Below are 15,321 nucleotides of genomic sequence, written 5' to 3'. Positions count from 1 at the left end.
GGAATTGACAGATGAACCAGCCAAGCATGGAAAAAGACACTCTCAGGACGACGATCGACAATGTCGCCGCCGCCTTCAGCCGCCTCAAGGGCATTCAGGAAGGTCTGGTCAGCGGCAGTTCCGATGGCAAGATCCAGTTCGACGAATGGGACTGGGAAGTGGGCGTCGGCCTTTACGGTTTCCTGCGCCGGGCGCTTGCCGCCAACGACCGGAAGGCGCTTGATGATCTCGTGACATGGTATGGCTGGCAGATCGAGCGTGGCCTGCCGCCGCGCCAGATCAACAGCTCCGCCCCCATGCTGCCGCTTGTCATCCTGACGGAACATGTCGACCGACCGGATTTCCGGACGCTGGTGGAAGACTGGGCCGACTGGCTGGTGCACAAATTGCCGAAAACCGAAGATGGCGGCTTCCAGCATGTCGTCAAGGAGCGGCTGAACGAGGGCGAACTCTGGGACGACACGCTGTTCATGGCGTGTCTGTTCCTCGCCCGTGCCGGTGTCGTGTGCAAACGCCACGACTGGATCGATGAGGCGGTCTACCAGTTTATGGTGCATACGCGCTACCTCTCCGATCCCGTCACCGGCCTGTGGTATCATGGTTGGACCTTCAATGGACGCCACAACTTCGCCGACGCTTTCTGGGCGCGCGGCAATTCCTGGATCACCGTCGCCATCCCCGAACTCTTCGAACTCGTGCCGACACTCTCTGAAAAGGACAGGCGTTTCCTCGCCAACGTGCTGGCAAGCCAGGTGCGGTCGCTGCGGAAATACCAGCGCGACGACGGCATGTTCCACACACTTCTCGATGACCCGACATCGCCGGTGGAAACGTCAGCCACGGCGGGCATCGCCTATGGCATGCTGCGCGGCATCGAGGCCGGCATTCTCGGCGAAGAAAACCGGCCGTATGCGGAGCGCGCGCTGAAGGCGGTACTGGGCAATATCGACGATGAAGGCGTCGTCCACGGCGTCTCCGACGGCACGCCGATGGGCCACGATCTCGACTTCTACCGCCGCATTCCCAATCTGCCCACGCCCTACGGGCAGGCGCTGACCATGCTGCTTTTGATCGACGTCTTTCTGAAAAGGCCGCAGGTATCATGAGCGCGCAATCAGATATCACCGTCTCGGCCGATAGCCGTGATGCCACGGCCAACATCCAGCGGGCGATCGATACGGTCTCGGCAGCCGGCGGCGGTCGCGTGTCGCTCCTGGCCGGTCGGCATGTCAGCGGTGGCCTGCAGCTCAAGAGCGGCGTGGAACTGCATCTTTCGGAAGATGCGGTGCTTGCGCCTGCCCCCGACTATGAGGCCTATGCCCATACAACGGTTTCGGTGATCGCCGAGGAGTCCAACCGTGGCATGATCATCGCCAAGGGGGCGAGTGATATCGCCGTCACCGGCCCCGGCCGCATCGAGGCCGGCGGCGAGAACTTCATCACAGGCGATGACGAGGCCATGGGAACCTATATCCCGGCCGCAAGGCGACCGCGCGTAATGGTGCTGGAGTCCTGCCGCAACGTGCGCCTCGAAAACCTCTCCGTCAGTGGTTCGCCGATGTGGACGCTGCACATAGTCGATTGCGAAGACCTTCATTTCCGCAATCTGCGCATCGAAAACGACCGCCGCCTGCCCAACACCGACGGCATCGTGCTTGATGCCTGCCGGCGTGCGCTGATCGAGGATTGCTTCATCTCCACCGCCGATGACGGCATCTGCCTGAAGACCAGCGCCGGGCCGGACGGCAAAGCGGTCGGTGTCTGCGATGACATCACAGTTCGCCGCTGCACCGTTTCCAGCGTCAGCTGCGCCCTGAAGCTCGGCACGGAATCCTTCGGCGATTTTACCAATGTGGTGTTCGAGGATTGCAAGATCGTCGAGTCCAATCGCGGCATCGGCCTGTTTTCCCGCGATGGCGGTGCCATGCGCAATATCCGCTTTTCACGGATCGAGACCGAGTGCCACGAAACGCCGGGCGGTTTCTGGGGCTCCGGCGAGGCTGTGACCGTCACAGTCGTCGACCGCCGCCCCGAGCGTCAGGCCGGCAGCGTCGACAATCTGGTCGTTGAAGACTTGAGCGGTTCGATGGAAGGGGCGATCAACCTCGTCGCCACATCGAAGGCCGGCATCCACAATGTCAGGCTGGAGCGCATCACGCTGTCGCAGCAGCCCGGCAAGCTCGGAACCGGTCTGCAATATGATCTGCGCCCCACCAATGCCGATATTGCTCCAAGCCCCGATGCCGCCGGCCGCGCCAATGCCTGGACGCGGGATGCCGAAGGCAGGATCGTCGGAATGGAGGATTATCCCGGTGGAATGCCGGCGGTCTATCTTGCCGGCGTGGAAGGATTTGCGGCACGCGATGTCGCCATTAAAAGAACGACGCCCTTGCCCGAGGGCTGGAATAAACAAGAGATCGTCGCGATGACGAACTTGTCCGAAGGGAGCAGGTGATGGGAAGTCTGAAACTAGAAAACCTCAACAAGGCATTCGGTGCCGTTCATGTGCTGCATGATATCGATCTTCAGATCGAGAACGGGGAATTCGTCGTGTTCGTTGGCCCTTCGGGCTGCGGAAAATCCACCCTGCTGCGCATCATCGCCGGCCTTGAGGACGTGACATCAGGCACCATCGGCATTGGCGGGCGCGATGTCAGCGCGCTGTCGCCGGCCGAGCGCAGGATCGCCATGGTCTTCCAGTCCTACGCACTTTATCCGCATATGAGCGTGCGCAAGAACCTTGCCTTCGGTCTGGAAAACCTGCGTTTCAAGCGGGCGGAAATCGAAAGCCGCATCAACGAGGCCGCGCGTATGCTCGCCATCGAGCCCTATCTCGACCGCAAGCCGAAACAGCTTTCCGGCGGCCAGCGCCAGCGCGTCGCCATCGGCCGCGCCATCGTGCGCGAGCCGGATATTTTCCTGTTCGACGAGCCGCTCTCGAACCTCGATGCGGCGCTACGCGTCCAGACACGCGCCGAAATCACCCGCCTGCATCGCGATATCAAGACGACGATGATCTATGTTACCCACGATCAGGTGGAAGCGATGACCATGGCCGACAAGATCGTGGTGCTGCGCGCCGGGCGCATCGAGCAGGTGGGCAGCCCGCTCGAGCTTTTCGACAATCCGCGCAACCTCTTCGTCGCCGGCTTCCTCGGCTCGCCGCGCATGAACATTCTCAAAGGCACAATCATCAAGGGCAGCGACAGCAACATCGCCATCGACGCCGGATACGGCGTATCCCTGCCCTGCCTCGTCGATCCGGCAGCCGTTACCCCCGGACAGACCGTGTTGGCGGGCATACGCCCTTCGCATTTTACCATCACGGACAATGCCGGCTTGCCCTTCGAGGTGCAATATCACGAAAGCCTCGGCACCGAGACCTATCTCTACGGCAATCTCCAGGGTGAGAAGGAGCAGATCATCGTGCATCAGGCGGGCCATTTCGCCCCCGCTTCCGGCTCGGTTCTGGCGATCATGCCGGCGCGCGAACGGGTGCATCTCTTCGACCCCGCCACTGAACTGGCGCTACCGCGTCTCACCAGCCAGGGGAGAGGCTAGCATGGCCAGCCCGAAAATCGCGAGACTGTCCGACCGCGCGCTCGATGCCGTGATGGCCATCGTCGAGGTGCCGCTCAACCTCATCGAGCGGCTGATCGGCAAAAAGCGCATGCCCTATCTGTTCCTGATGCCGAACCTCGTCCTGTTCGGCATCTTCACCTTCCTGCCGATTGCGATCGCCGTCGGTTACGCCTTTACCGGTGGCACCGAACTCCTGATCAGCGACCGCCCCTTTGTCGGTCTTGAGAATTTCGGCAAGCTGCTCGATTGCCAGAGCTATATGGACCCCGGCAGCTGCCGGGAATCTCTGTTCTGGACCGCGATCTGGAACACGCTGTGGTTTGTCGGCTTCAACGTCGTTGCCACGCTGTTCGTCGCACTGGTCACGGCCCTCATTCTCAACCGGGCGATTGCCGCGCGCGGCTTCTTCCGCGCCATGTTCTTTTATCCCGTCCTGCTGTCGCCTGTTGTCATCGGCCTCATCTGGAAATGGTTCCTCGACCGCAACGGCCTGCTGAACGCCTTTCTGCAGATGCTCGGCGTGCCGCCGGAAATCTTCCTGCTGGATGTCGGCTGGTCGCGCTTCTTCGTCGTCGTCGTGTCGGTCTGGTTCCACATGGGTTTTTACACGCTCATCCTGCTGGCCGGCCTTCAGGCCATCCCCAAGGACCTCTATGAAGCCGCCGCAATCGATGCCGCCTCACCCCGGCGCACGCTCTTCCGCATCACCCTGCCGCTGCTTGGCCCCAACCTGCTGGTCGTTTTGATCCTTCTGATGATCCGTTCCGTGCAAATCTTTGATGAAGCATGGGTTTTGACCAATGGCGGCGGACCGGGCACGGCCAATACATTCGTGGTGCAATATATCTACCAGATGGCATTCGGCAGCGATCTAAGGCTCTTCGGCCTCGCCTCGGCCGCATCGGTTCTCATGGGCCTTGTGCTTCTCGCGCTGACGCTCGTGCAATTGCGCCTCGGCAAAAAAATGGAGTCCTGATCATGTCCGGCAATCTCAACGCAGCCGCGTTCCTGACGCGCACCCGCCGCCCCGGCAGGATCGGTCTTACCGATGTCCTGTCCTGGGTCTGGCTCATCGGCGGTACGCTGGCGGTGCTCATCCCCGTGGTGTGGGCCGCCATGTCCTCGCTGAAGCCCGAAGCCGAGATCACACGATTTCCGCCGAGCCTGCTGCCGCGCGCCGCCGTGCAGGTGGAGGTACAGGGTTACGACAGGCCGCTCAGCCTGTGGAAAGCCACCATCGATGATGTGGAGCGGGAAATGGCCATGGTTCGCCGCGTCGGCCTGAAAGCGCAGATGGTGGATCCGGCCAATCCCGGCCCGCCGGTGAGCGTCGACACGCGGGAAATATCACCCGTTCAGAAACTGACGATCGCAACCGAGAACTTCACCGATCCGCTCACCCGCTTCAGCTTCCTGACCTTCCTCAAGAACTCGGTCTTCGTCACCTTCGTCGCGACAGTTCTGACGCTGATCGTCAACGCCATGGCGGCCTTCGCGCTCTCGAAATACCGCTTTCGCGGCGAAAAGGCGATTTTTGTGCTGATCATCTCCACCCTGATGATCCCGCTCACCGTCGTCATGGTGCCGGCCTATCTGGTCATCGTCGGCGTCGGCCTCGTGGATAATCTCTGGGCGTCATCATCCCGACGGTCGCGACGCCGACCGGCGTGTTTCTGCTCCGGCAATATATGCTGACCATTCCCGACGAGCTGATCGAGGCCGCGCGCGTCGATGCGGCCAGCGAATTCCGCATCTTCTGGCGCATCATCCTGCCGCTGACGGCGCCTGCCCTTGCGGTTCTCGCGATCTTCTCGGTGCTGTGGCGCTGGAACGACTTCCTCTGGCCGCTGATCGTTCTCAGCAGCCGTGAAAACTTCACGCTGCAGGTGGGGCTAAATGCCTTCCAGGGTGAGTTCTCGGTGCAATGGCACTATATTCTCGCCATGACCTTCCTCAGTCTCGCGCCAGTCACCGTCGTGTTCCTGTTCCTGCAGCGTTACATCACAACGGGAATTGCAGGCACGGGGATGAAGTGACGTGGGGTTTGAGGATGTTCGCTTTGAAGCATAGCCGCATCGACTATTGGATGATGTGGTACCGAGACCTCTCCACCCCGTCATACCGGCCTTGAGCCGGTATCCAGCCAGCCCAAGTCCTTGGGCTGAAAGGGTCTCTCCGCCGCGCAGACGCGCGTCGGCTGGATGCCGGATCAAGTCCGGCATGACGGCGAGAAAATTAGTCGCCCAACAGGCATTCTGCCACCAGCCCGCAGAGACGGCCTATGATCCTACTTCGGCGGTGGCGCGATGCTGCCCCTTAACACCAGGCGACAACCGAGCTCCAGCCGGTGCGCCGGACGCGTCGGATCGGCCGCGACAAGCCGCTGCTCCAGCAGCGCAAGCGCCGCGCCGCCCAGCCTGTCGGCGGGCAACTGGATGGTGCTGAGCGGCGGCGCACTGAAAGCCGCCGGCATGATATCGTCAAACCCCAAGACCGAAACATCGTCCGGCACCCGGATTCCGGCTTCCGTCAGGGCTTTCAGGCAGCCAAGCGCCAGATTGTCGGCAGCGCAGAAAATCGCCGTGGCGTTTCTGAGCGGACGCTCCTCGGTCAGCAAACGACGAATGGCGGCTTCGCCCCATTCCGGCTCATAGCTTTCCACCTCGACCACCATGTCGGCGGGCACCGGAAATCCAGCCGCCAGAAACGCGTCACTATAGCCATCGTAACGGCGGCGGATCGTCGTGCGGCCCTTCCAGGTGATGTGCAGAATATTGCGATGACCGAGGGAAAGCAGGTGCTCGATGCCGAGACGGGCGCCAAAACGGTTTTCCGCCGTCACCGTATCGACGATCATGGCCGGGTCCTCGCCATTGATCAGCACCACCGGTCTGCCAAGCGCCGAAAGCGCCTGCACCAGTTGCGGCCTGTCATCGTTCAGGACCACGATACCATCAACATTGTCGGCATCCGCCGCCCCAGCCACCGCGACAGGATCAAGCCTGCTCGTCGTGCTGACATAGGGAACGATGCGAATGCCACGCCGCTCGCATTCACGCCGGAAGCCGTTCAGCATCGTCCAGCTGACCATGTTGAGATCGCTTTGCGGCGCAGCGTCATTGGTCATGGCGAGAAGCACGACGCGCAAGGTGGCGATGGTCGCCTTCTGCCGGCGGCTTTCAAGATAACCAAGCGCACGCGCCGCCTCCAGCACCCGCTCGCGAACCTGCGTGGTCAAGGTTGCCGTGCCGTTGATGGCGTGCGAAGCCGTGCTCAGCGAAACATTCGCCTCCCGCGCCACATCCTTAAGCGTCGTTTTCCTGTCTATTTTCATATAAGGGAAATTCAACCACTCTTCTAACGATGGGGCGGGCAAGAAACCGGCGCAAAGCAGTTGATTTCAAGAATACCCGAGCCTGATTGATGCTCTGTTTTATCGCTGGAAGACTACAGCATCATCCGTAAAAGCGGAATTGATTTCTCTGTGTTTTTTGCCGACCGTTTGTCTTTAAGTGGCAGCGCCGCCCGCGGTTCACCGCGAACGGCAAGGCGGTCATAACGCCTGGGAGATATGGCCGATGCTATCCTTGACGGCAGCCACCGGGTCTTCCAGCTCGTGAACTTCCGCGGCGAAAGGCTCAAAGCTATAAGGGCCATCATATCCCGCCGCTTCAAGCGCCCTTATCTGCGCGATATTCTCCAACCGGTCGCCACCATCGACCAGAACACGATGGGCGTCCAGCATGTCGGCGACGGAGACGGTCGGATCAACCACGCCTGAAATGTGAACGAGGCCCGTGCGTTCCGGGAAGAACTCCGTTTCTCCCGCAAGATGATGGTGGAAGGTGTCGTGCACCAGCTTGTAGACATCGCCACCATCAGCTGCGTCGATGGCCTTGATGGCCTCCGCCTTGGTGCGCAGCGACGAGACCGGGAAGCCGAGCGGTTCGACAAGGCCGGTCAGCCCGCGTTCCTCAAGGATCGGCTTCATGGCCTTCAGCGCGGCCACGAGATCATCGAATGAGACTGCCGTGCCGTCGTTAAGCGGGCACATGACCAGCGCTTTCGCACCGCTTGCCGCCGCATAATCGGCCATGGTAGCGGCCCGCGCAGGCAGGTCGCCCGACCAGACGTTGAAGGGATAAAGCGCATTGATCGAGATGATCGTGACGCCCGCCTTTTCGGCCGCCGCCTTTACGGCCGCCGGCTCAACCGTACCGACGATATCAGGCAGGTCGTTGCGGATTTCGACTTCGGTCAGGCCGAGCTCACTGGCTGTCGCGAAGAACTCCTCGAGGGAGAGTTTCGGCGCGGTAATGTGGTTGATGGCAAAACGCATGAAAGACCTCACTGATAAAGGGCGGGACGGGTGGGAAGCTTGATTTCGACGGCTGCCCCGTCGGTCTCCTGCGCAGCCACGCAGGCGTCGGAGGTGATGGCGGCCACGTAGCCGTCCCAGGCGTTGGGGCCCGATGCCGTGCCCTTCGCCGCCGCGTGGATGAAGTCCTGCAATTCGACGTCGTAGCTGGCGATGAAGCGGTCTTTCCAGTCGGTGAGGATGTCGTTCTGCAGCTTCGCGCCGAGGCGTGTCTGCACCGACATCGGCTCCGGCAGGCTGGCAATGCCGTCCTCGCCAACCACCTGGCACTGGATATCATAGCCATAATGGCAATTGACGAAGATTTCGACGTCGATGATCGTGCCCTTCGCCGTCTCCAGAATGACGATCTGCGGGTCCTTCAGCCGCGCATGGCTTCTGGCAGCCGAACGGGGAAAGAGAACACGCGCCGAAACATAGTCATCGTCAAGCAGCCAGCGCAACACGTCGATCTCATGGATCATCGTGTCATGGATCGCCATCGGGGTGACATATTGCTCCGGAACGGTTGGATTACGATGAGCGGCGTGCACCATGATCGGCGCGCCGATCCTGCTATCGACGGCCTGTTTCAACGCCACGTAACCGGCATCGTAGCGGCGCATGAAGCCCACCTGAACCAGCCGCCTGCCATGCGCCACCTCGGTGTCGACAATGCGTTTTGCCCCCTCCGCCGTTGTTGCCAGCGGCTTTTCGCAAAAGCACGGTTTGCCGGCGGCGATTGCCGCCAGCACATATTGCTCATGCGTCGCACCCCAGGAGGTGACGAGCACCGCATCCACATCGGGTGACGCGATCAGCTCCTCGCCGGTGGCGAAGATTTCCGCATCCGGGGCGATGTCATTGCGCACCGCTTCTGCCGAGGCGCGGTTGACGTCGCTCAGCGCAACGACCTTCGCGCCGCCCAGAACCTTGTTGATACGGCGGGCATGATCACGCCCGATTGCGCCGGTGCCGACGACACCAATTCTGACAGTCATTTTCAAAACCTCACTTGCGGTATTTTTCGATGTAATTGTTGATTTCAGCGCACATGAACCTGCCCGATTCATCAGCCCTGTCCTCCCAGGCGAAAACGCAGGAGGTCACGATGCCTTCGAAACCGATTTCGGCGAGCGTGCCGAAGAAGTCGTCCCATGGCACTTCGCCCTGGCCGATATTGAGATGCTGGTGCACCCGCGCCTGCGTGCCGGGCGGATTGAGGATATAGCGCAGCCCGGAACTGGCCTTGTGGTTAAAGGTGTCGCCCACATGCACATGCGCGAGCACATCCTTGGCTTCCCTCAGCATCGCCCGGGTGTCGTCGCCGAAATAGAAGGTATGCGGCGCGCAATAGAGGAATTTGACGTTCTTAGAATTGACGGTGCGGATGATGTCCAGCGCCGGCTGCAGCGTCTCGCACCAGTCTTCCGGGTGCGGCTCGACATGCAGGTTGATGTTTTCGCGCTCGAAGATCGGCACCAGTTCTTCCATCGAGCGCCACCAGGCATCTTCGCAGGCCTCGATCATCGAGCCCGTATGGCAGCAATAACATGACCCCTTGTCGGGATGCGGTCCGCGGCCGAATTCGGAGTTCATCGTATCGACCTCCAGTTCGACGGCGATCTCGATGGCACGTTTCCAGTGTTTCACCGCCGCCTGCCGCTCGGTCTCGTCATTGGAGGCCCAGCGATACATCGGCAGCAGCGAGGCGATACCGACATCAGCATCTTTCAGCGCCTTCTTGAAAGACCTGATCCGCTCGGGAAAGACGCGCGGCGCCTTGAACCATTCGAGGAAATCCGCGCGTGGGCTGAGTTCGATCCAGTCGTAGCCGAGTTCCTTCACTTTGGCCGGAAGGGCTTCGAGGCTGAGATGGCGGTGCATGAAAGGGTCGAGGGCGATGCGCATATACGCTTCCTTGTCGTCGATCTCTGTTGGGATGTCGTTGCAGGCAGTTCGTGCAAGGCCGCGGTCCGGGAGAAGAGACCGCGGCCTTTGGCCGGTTTTTCATGGTCGGCCTTGATTCAAGCCGGGCATGCGGAAGGCATGCCGGTCATAAGTCGGGCTCAGTTCTTCGCCTGATAGTTTTTGAGATTGGCTGGCGTAACCAGCTCAAAGGGCACGAAAACCTTCTTGTCGATCGTCTCGCCTTTGGCGAGTTTAAGGGCCGCATCCACCGCGCCCTTGCCCTGCCCGGCGGCATTCTGGAACACGCTGACATCCAGCTCACCCGCTGCCATGGCGGCAAGCGCATCCTGCGTCGCGTCGATACCCGCAATGATGACGCCATCCATCGGCCTGCCGGCCGCCTTCAGCGACTGGATCGCGCCGATCGCCATCTCGTCATTGTTGGAAATCACAGCATCGAACTCGACGCCGGCCGAAAGCCAGTTGGTCATCAGGTCAGAGCCCTGCGTGCGCGACCAGTTGGCGGATTGCTCCTCGACAAGCTTGATGAAGCTGCAATCCGGCGTGGCGACGACATCCTTGATATCCTGCGTGCGCATGCGGGCCGCCTGGTTGGAAAGTTCGCCCATCATCACCACGGCCTTGGCTTCCGTCTTGCCCGCTTCCTTCAAAAGCCGGCAGACTTCCTGCGTCTGCAATGTTCCGGACTGTTTTTCATCGGATGCGACAAAGGCCTGCTTGTCCGGCAGACTGTCGAGATTGACCGGCTGGCGATTGACGTAGACCAGCGGAATGCCGGCCTTGGCGGCCGCCTGCGAAAGCGCCACGGTCGCATCCGTATCCACGGGATTGACGATGATGGCGTCGACGCCGGCGGCGACGAAGTTCTGCACCTGGCTCAATTGCTTGCCGACATCGTTCTGCGCGTCCTCGATCTGCAGCGAGACGCCGTTCATACCCTTTGAATAGTCGATCATGCCGTTGCGCAGCACGGTCAGGAAATTGTCGTCGAACAGGGCCATCGAAACGCCGATGGTCTGGGCCGACGCCGTGGTTGCCAGCATGGTGGCCAGTGCTGCAATCGCAAAATGTCTTTTCATATCGTCCTCCTCCGAAACACTTGAGAACACCGGCCGCACGGTCAGCGCGCATCGCGCCGCAGCCGATCGCCGGCAAAAGAAAGCCCGTCGCCGAAGATGGATATCTGCGGCGGGCAGCAAACCTGAAACATCGTTATTGCCGTGGATCAGCCTCCTGCCCGCTCCACATACGGGCAACATGGTCCTAGTCCGTGGCTGGCGTCAACGCGTCTTCCACGGTCTAAAACATCATGGCTGATAGAAAGAGACGCGGAATTTATGATGGAATCTATCAAACCATCAAAGACTCTCAGGAACCCACAGATGAGCGGGTACAAATCTTTGCCCCGGCGTTTCCGCCATTCCGTGCTCAATGGTGTGCACCATGGTGGCGACGAGATCAGCGCATAATTCGCGAAGCGGTGTCTGGAACACGCCGGTAATGCGCCGTTCCAGCAAGGCCTGCCGGGATTCCGGCGTCAACTCGTTGACAAGGCAGACGATGGTTTCCTGGCGGTTTTCCTGCTGCAGGGCCTCGATCACGCCTTCCATGCCGCCGCCGACACAATAGATGCCGATGAGATCGCTGTGTTTGGCGATGGTGTCCATGACCAGCTCATAGGTAAGCCGCCGTGTTTCCAGCGTGATCAGTGCGTCCATGACCTCGAACTCCGGCGCATATTCCCGCATATAGCTGCGAAAACCGGTTTCCCGCAGCGAATGGCCGTGAAAACGGTGGCCGCCAAGCAGCAGAAGCACCTTGCCTTTGCTGCGCGCCAGCCGCGAGATCATCCAGGCCGCCGTGCGCCCGACTTTCATGTTGTTCGCACCGAGATAGGCTTCCCGAACACCCTGCGCGAAGTCGGAAAGCAGCGAAAAGGTGGGAATACCCTTCGCCTTCAAAGCCTCAACGGCGGCCGTGACATCATGATGATCAGGCCCGGTGGCGGCAACCGCATGGACGCGGCCTTTCATGCCGGTGAGAAGCGCGGCAAGCTCGCTCGGCTCGCCAGACTGCGCGAATTCAATGCGCAGGTTGAGGTGTCGATCCCTGACGTTGCGCGCCGCAAGCTCAAGCTCATCGGCAAATGTCTGGTAAAAGGAGTGCCGCTCTTTCCGCAGAATGATGCCGAGATTGTAGGACGGCAGATCGGCCAGCATGCGCTGGCGGATGATGTTGGTGGCATGAAAGCCGATCTTTTCCGCCGCCTCAAACACCCGCCGCGAGGTTTCCTCCCGCACCGGCAGGCGACCGTTCAGCACACGGTCAACGGTTGCGACGCTGACGCCGGCGGTTGTCGCAACATCTGTGATGGTCGGACGTTTCATGGGTGCCCCGTAGACGGAGAGATTCCTGTCATATCTCGCAAAACATGTCACGAATGATGATGGAATCCAACGCATGTCGGAGGATTTCGTCAGAGAAGACTCTGGACGTGAATGTCAGGCGGGCGCAGCATTTACGAGATCGGCCTTTTTTAGAATGCCGTTGCTTCCCTCATCTCTGTGCCTGTCACAGAGATCCAGCCAGCCCAAGTCCTTGGGCTGAAAAGGCCCCTCTCGCCGCGCAGACGCGCGTCGGCTGGATTCCTGTGACAAGCACAGGAATGAGGGAGTTGGGATGGACCCAATGCGAGAAAGTCCTGCGTGGAGTTCTTGAGCACCTGCCGACATAGGTGAAGACGTGGCGGCAGCGGCATTCGAACCGTTGTCACGATGGCCGAATGCCGCCGACCTATCAGACCCGCTCCAGCGCCACGGCGATGCCCTGCCCGACGCCGATGCACATGGTGGAAAGCGCATAACGCTTGCCGGTCAGCGAAAGCTCCAGCGCTGCGGTGCCGGCAATGCGGGCACCGGACATGCCGAGCGGATGGCCGAGTGCAATCGCGCCGCCGTTCGCATTCACCCGCGCATCGTCATCGGCAATGCCTAGTTGGCGAAGCGTTGCGAGACCCTGGCTGGCGAAAGCTTCGTTCAGCTCGATCACGTCAAGCTGTTCCTGTTTCAGACCAAGCCGCGCCAGGAGCTTGGCCGAGGCTGGAGCCGGGCCGATGCCCATCACGCGCGGCGGAACGCCGGCAGTTGCCCCGCCGAGAATGCGGGCAATCGGCGTCAGGCCGTATTTCTTCGCGGCTTCAGCCGAAGCGATGATGAGAGCAGCCGCCCCGTCGTTGACGCCGGATGCATTGCCCGCCGTCACGGTCGCGCCATCGCGCTTGTTCACCGGCTTGAGCTTAGCGAGCGATTCGAGGCTGGTGGCGCGCGGATGTTCGTCTGTCGACACCACCAGCGGATCGCCCTTGCGCTGCGGGATCGTCACGGGGACGATTTCCCTGTCGAGGCGACCATTGGCCTGCGCTTCAGCGGCCTTATTCTGGCTGCGAACGGCAAAGGCGTCCTGATCCTCTCGGGAGACCTGATAGTCAACGGCGACGTTATCGCCGGTCTCCGGCATCGAATCGACGCCATATTGCGCCTTCATCAGCGGGTTGACGAAACGCCAGCCGATAGTGGTGTCGTAGATTTCGGCATTGCGCGAAAAGGCGCTTTCCGCCTTCGGCAGGACGAAGGGTGCGCGGCTCATGCTTTCGACGCCGCCGGCAATCATCAGCTCCGCCTCGCCCGATTTGATGGCGCGGGCAGCGGCAATGACGGCATCCATGCCCGAGCCACATAGCCGGTTGATGGTGGTTCCGGTGACAGAAACCGGCAGGCCGGCCAGCAGCAGAGACATGCGCGCGACATTGCGGTTGTCCTCGCCCGCCTGATTGGCGCAGCCGAAGATCACATCCTCGACCGCTTCCCAATCGACGGAGGGGTTGCGCTCGACAAGCGCCTTCAGCGGCATCGCGCCGAGGTCATCGGCCCGCACGGAGGAAAGCGCGCCGCCAAAACGGCCAATCGGCGTGCGGATATAGTCGCAGATGAATGCATCGGTCATCGGTTTTTCCTCACAGTTCCGGGGCGACAAGATCGGCGACTTCGCCATCGATATGGAGAGGCGCGCCGGTCATGGCCTGCAATTCATCGAAGCTCATCGCCGCCAGTTTTTCGCGCAGCACAAAGCGGCCATCCACCACATCGATCACCGCATGGCTGGTATAGATGCGGGTGATGCAGCCGACGCCGGTCAGCGGAAAGGCGCATTTTTCAACGAGCTTCGGCTCGCCGTTCTTCGTCACATGTTCGGTGATGACGAAAACCTGCTTTGCGCCATGCACCAGATCCATGGCGCCGCCGACGGCCGGCACGCCCTTGGAGCCGACGCGCCAATTGGCGAGATCGCCGTTCTGCGCCACCTGATAAGCCCCAAGGATCGCCACATCCAGATGCCCGCCGCGCACCATGGCGAAGCTGTCGGCATGATGGAAGAAGGAGGCACCCGGCTTCAGCGTCACGGCCTTCTTGCCGGCATTGATGAGGTTCCAGTCTTCCTCGCCTTCCGGCGGCGCCTCACCGAAATTCAGGATGCCGTTTTCGGTGTGGAAAATGGCCTGACGGCCGGGCGGCTGGTACCGCGCCACCATTTCGGGAAAGCCGATGCCAAGATTGACATAAGCGCCGTCCTCAATGTCCTGCGCCGCGCGCCAGGCGATCTGGGCGTTGGAAAGCTTGATGTCTTCGCGGGTGTCGATGGTCTGGGTCATGCGTAGGCTACTCCCGCGCGAATGAGAACTTCTTCCTGCTGCGGATCGGGGATTTCCACGACGCCGTTGACGAAGATGCCAGGGGTGACGACATGCTCGGGGTCGATCTCACCGGCAGCGACGATCTTCGAAACCTGGGCGATGGTGGTTTTCGCGGCCATGCACATCAGCGGGTTAAAATTGCGGCCCGCCTTGTTGTAGGTGAGGTTACCATAGGTATCGCCAAGCTCGGCCTTCACAATGGCAAAATCCGCCTTCAGCCAGCGTTCCTGCACGTAAGAGCGGCCGTCGAATTCGGCGATGGGCTTTCCATTGGCAAGCTCGGTGCCGAAGGCGGTTGGGGTATAGAACGCCGGAATGCCAGCCCCGCCCGCACGGATGCGCTCGGCGAGCGTGCCCTGCGGCACAAGTTCCAGCTCAATCTCGCCAGCCAGATATCTGTCGGTGAAAGCGCGCGGATCGGAGGAACGCGGGAACGAGCAGACCATCTTTTTGACCATGCCCGCGTCGATCATCGCGGCGATGCCGATGCGGCCATTACCCGCATTGTTGTTGATCACCGTCAGGTTCTTCGGGCCCTTGTCGATCAGCGCGTGGATCAGCTCGATGGGTGCGCCGGAGCCGCCAAAACCGCCGATCATCACCGTCGCGCCATCGCCGATGCCTGAAATGGCATCAGTCGCGCTGTTGATTGTCTTGTCCATATCAATCCTCCATCCAGCCGAACGGATGGGACCGCCAA

Annotated in this window: 13 protein-coding genes and 1 pseudogene; 5 read left to right on the top strand and 9 right to left on the bottom strand. The window is 60.9% G+C overall.

Annotated elements, in window-relative coordinates:
* Positions 1 to 11 precede the first annotated feature (11 nt).
* From bglB to G3A56_RS24625, 5 genes and pseudogenes are all read left to right on the top strand, one after another.
* Complete coding sequence (bglB, locus tag G3A56_RS24645; protein ID WP_082184828.1) at positions 12 to 1,106, top strand: beta-galactosidase BglB; 1,095 nt, start codon at positions 12 to 14, stop codon at positions 1,104 to 1,106.
* Positions 1,103 to 2,455 (top strand): polygalacturonase PglB, encoded by a 1,353-nt coding sequence (pglB, locus tag G3A56_RS24640; RefSeq protein ID WP_082184829.1) that lies wholly within the window; start codon positions 1,103 to 1,105, stop codon positions 2,453 to 2,455. The genes bglB and pglB overlap by 4 nt, the downstream gene beginning before the upstream one ends.
* A complete protein-coding gene (locus G3A56_RS24635) occupies positions 2,455 to 3,561 on the top strand; it encodes an ABC transporter ATP-binding protein (RefSeq protein WP_082184830.1) in 1,107 nt (368 codons plus the stop codon). The genes pglB and G3A56_RS24635 overlap by 1 nt, the downstream gene beginning before the upstream one ends.
* A gap of 1 nt (position 3,562) precedes the next feature.
* On the top strand, positions 3,563 to 4,558 hold the full coding sequence (locus G3A56_RS24630; protein WP_003499272.1) for a carbohydrate ABC transporter permease: 996 nt from the start codon (positions 3,563 to 3,565) through the stop codon (positions 4,556 to 4,558).
* Between the two features lie 2 nt (positions 4,559 to 4,560).
* A pseudogene (locus G3A56_RS24625) lies at positions 4,561 to 5,618 on the top strand (carbohydrate ABC transporter permease).
* 251 nt (positions 5,619 to 5,869) lie between these two features.
* On the opposite strand, the gene G3A56_RS24620 reads toward G3A56_RS24625, so the two are convergent.
* The 9 genes from G3A56_RS24620 to G3A56_RS24580 all read right to left on the bottom strand — a co-directional run bounded on the left by G3A56_RS24620 (position 5,870) and on the right by G3A56_RS24580 (position 15,283).
* Positions 5,870 to 6,916, bottom strand: a complete 1,047-nt coding sequence (locus G3A56_RS24620) for a LacI family DNA-binding transcriptional regulator (protein ID WP_175414399.1) — start codon at positions 6,914 to 6,916, stop codon at positions 5,870 to 5,872.
* A gap of 219 nt (positions 6,917 to 7,135) precedes the next feature.
* Positions 7,136 to 7,921: a TIM barrel protein gene (locus G3A56_RS24615; RefSeq protein ID WP_082184832.1), complete on the bottom strand. Its 786-nt coding sequence runs from the start codon at positions 7,919 to 7,921 to the stop codon at positions 7,136 to 7,138.
* 8 nt (positions 7,922 to 7,929) lie between these two features.
* On the bottom strand, positions 7,930 to 8,940 hold the full coding sequence (locus tag G3A56_RS24610) for a Gfo/Idh/MocA family protein (RefSeq protein WP_082184833.1): 1,011 nt from the start codon (positions 8,938 to 8,940) through the stop codon (positions 7,930 to 7,932).
* Between the two features lie 10 nt (positions 8,941 to 8,950).
* The gene (locus G3A56_RS24605) at positions 8,951 to 9,850 is read right to left on the bottom strand and encodes a sugar phosphate isomerase/epimerase family protein (RefSeq protein WP_082184834.1); all 900 of its coding nucleotides are present in this window, start codon (positions 9,848 to 9,850) and stop codon (positions 8,951 to 8,953) included.
* 158 nt (positions 9,851 to 10,008) lie between these two features.
* Positions 10,009 to 10,950, bottom strand: coding sequence for a sugar ABC transporter substrate-binding protein (locus G3A56_RS24600; RefSeq protein WP_035226187.1), 942 nt, complete (start codon positions 10,948 to 10,950; stop codon positions 10,009 to 10,011).
* A 279-nt stretch (positions 10,951 to 11,229) separates the two neighbouring features.
* The gene (locus G3A56_RS24595; protein ID WP_082184836.1) at positions 11,230 to 12,258 is read right to left on the bottom strand and encodes a LacI family DNA-binding transcriptional regulator; all 1,029 of its coding nucleotides are present in this window, start codon (positions 12,256 to 12,258) and stop codon (positions 11,230 to 11,232) included.
* A gap of 409 nt (positions 12,259 to 12,667) precedes the next feature.
* The gene (pcaF, locus tag G3A56_RS24590) at positions 12,668 to 13,873 is read right to left on the bottom strand and encodes a 3-oxoadipyl-CoA thiolase (protein ID WP_082184837.1); all 1,206 of its coding nucleotides are present in this window, start codon (positions 13,871 to 13,873) and stop codon (positions 12,668 to 12,670) included.
* Positions 13,874 to 13,883: 10 nt separating this feature from the next.
* The gene (locus tag G3A56_RS24585) at positions 13,884 to 14,579 is read right to left on the bottom strand and encodes a CoA transferase subunit B (RefSeq protein ID WP_082184838.1); all 696 of its coding nucleotides are present in this window, start codon (positions 14,577 to 14,579) and stop codon (positions 13,884 to 13,886) included.
* Positions 14,576 to 15,283, bottom strand: a complete 708-nt coding sequence (locus tag G3A56_RS24580) for a 3-oxoacid CoA-transferase subunit A (RefSeq protein ID WP_003499252.1) — start codon at positions 15,281 to 15,283, stop codon at positions 14,576 to 14,578. The genes G3A56_RS24585 and G3A56_RS24580 overlap by 4 nt, the downstream gene beginning before the upstream one ends.
* Between the last annotated feature and the right edge of the window lie 38 nt (positions 15,284 to 15,321).

Origin of the sequence: Rhizobium oryzihabitans, from assembly GCF_010669145.1 — a bacterium.
Lineage (GTDB): Bacteria > Pseudomonadota > Alphaproteobacteria > Rhizobiales > Rhizobiaceae > Agrobacterium > Agrobacterium oryzihabitans.
This window is presented reverse-complemented; position numbering and strand designations above follow the sequence as displayed.

Coding starts and splice junctions, on each gene's coding strand:
- G3A56_RS24600 (WP_035226187.1), bottom strand. CDS start 10,950: ATGAAAAGACATTTTGCGATTGCAGCACTGGCCACCATGCTGGCAACC.
- G3A56_RS24585 (WP_082184838.1), bottom strand. CDS start 14,579: ATGACCCAGACCATCGACACCCGCGAAGACATCAAGCTTTCCAACGCC.
- G3A56_RS24595 (WP_082184836.1), bottom strand. CDS start 12,258: ATGAAACGTCCGACCATCACAGATGTTGCGACAACCGCCGGCGTCAGC.
- pcaF (WP_082184837.1), bottom strand. CDS start 13,873: ATGACCGATGCATTCATCTGCGACTATATCCGCACGCCGATTGGCCGT.
- pglB (WP_082184829.1), top strand. CDS start 1,103: ATGAGCGCGCAATCAGATATCACCGTCTCGGCCGATAGCCGTGATGCC.
- G3A56_RS24610 (WP_082184833.1), bottom strand. CDS start 8,940: ATGACTGTCAGAATTGGTGTCGTCGGCACCGGCGCAATCGGGCGTGAT.
- G3A56_RS24630 (WP_003499272.1), top strand. CDS start 3,563: ATGGCCAGCCCGAAAATCGCGAGACTGTCCGACCGCGCGCTCGATGCC.
- G3A56_RS24580 (WP_003499252.1), bottom strand. CDS start 15,283: ATGGACAAGACAATCAACAGCGCGACTGATGCCATTTCAGGCATCGGC.
- G3A56_RS24615 (WP_082184832.1), bottom strand. CDS start 7,921: ATGCGTTTTGCCATCAACCACATTACCGCGCCGAAACTCTCCCTCGAG.
- G3A56_RS24620 (WP_175414399.1), bottom strand. CDS start 6,916: ATGAAAATAGACAGGAAAACGACGCTTAAGGATGTGGCGCGGGAGGCG.
- G3A56_RS24635 (WP_082184830.1), top strand. CDS start 2,455: ATGGGAAGTCTGAAACTAGAAAACCTCAACAAGGCATTCGGTGCCGTT.
- bglB (WP_082184828.1), top strand. CDS start 12: ATGAACCAGCCAAGCATGGAAAAAGACACTCTCAGGACGACGATCGAC.
- G3A56_RS24605 (WP_082184834.1), bottom strand. CDS start 9,850: ATGCGCATCGCCCTCGACCCTTTCATGCACCGCCATCTCAGCCTCGAA.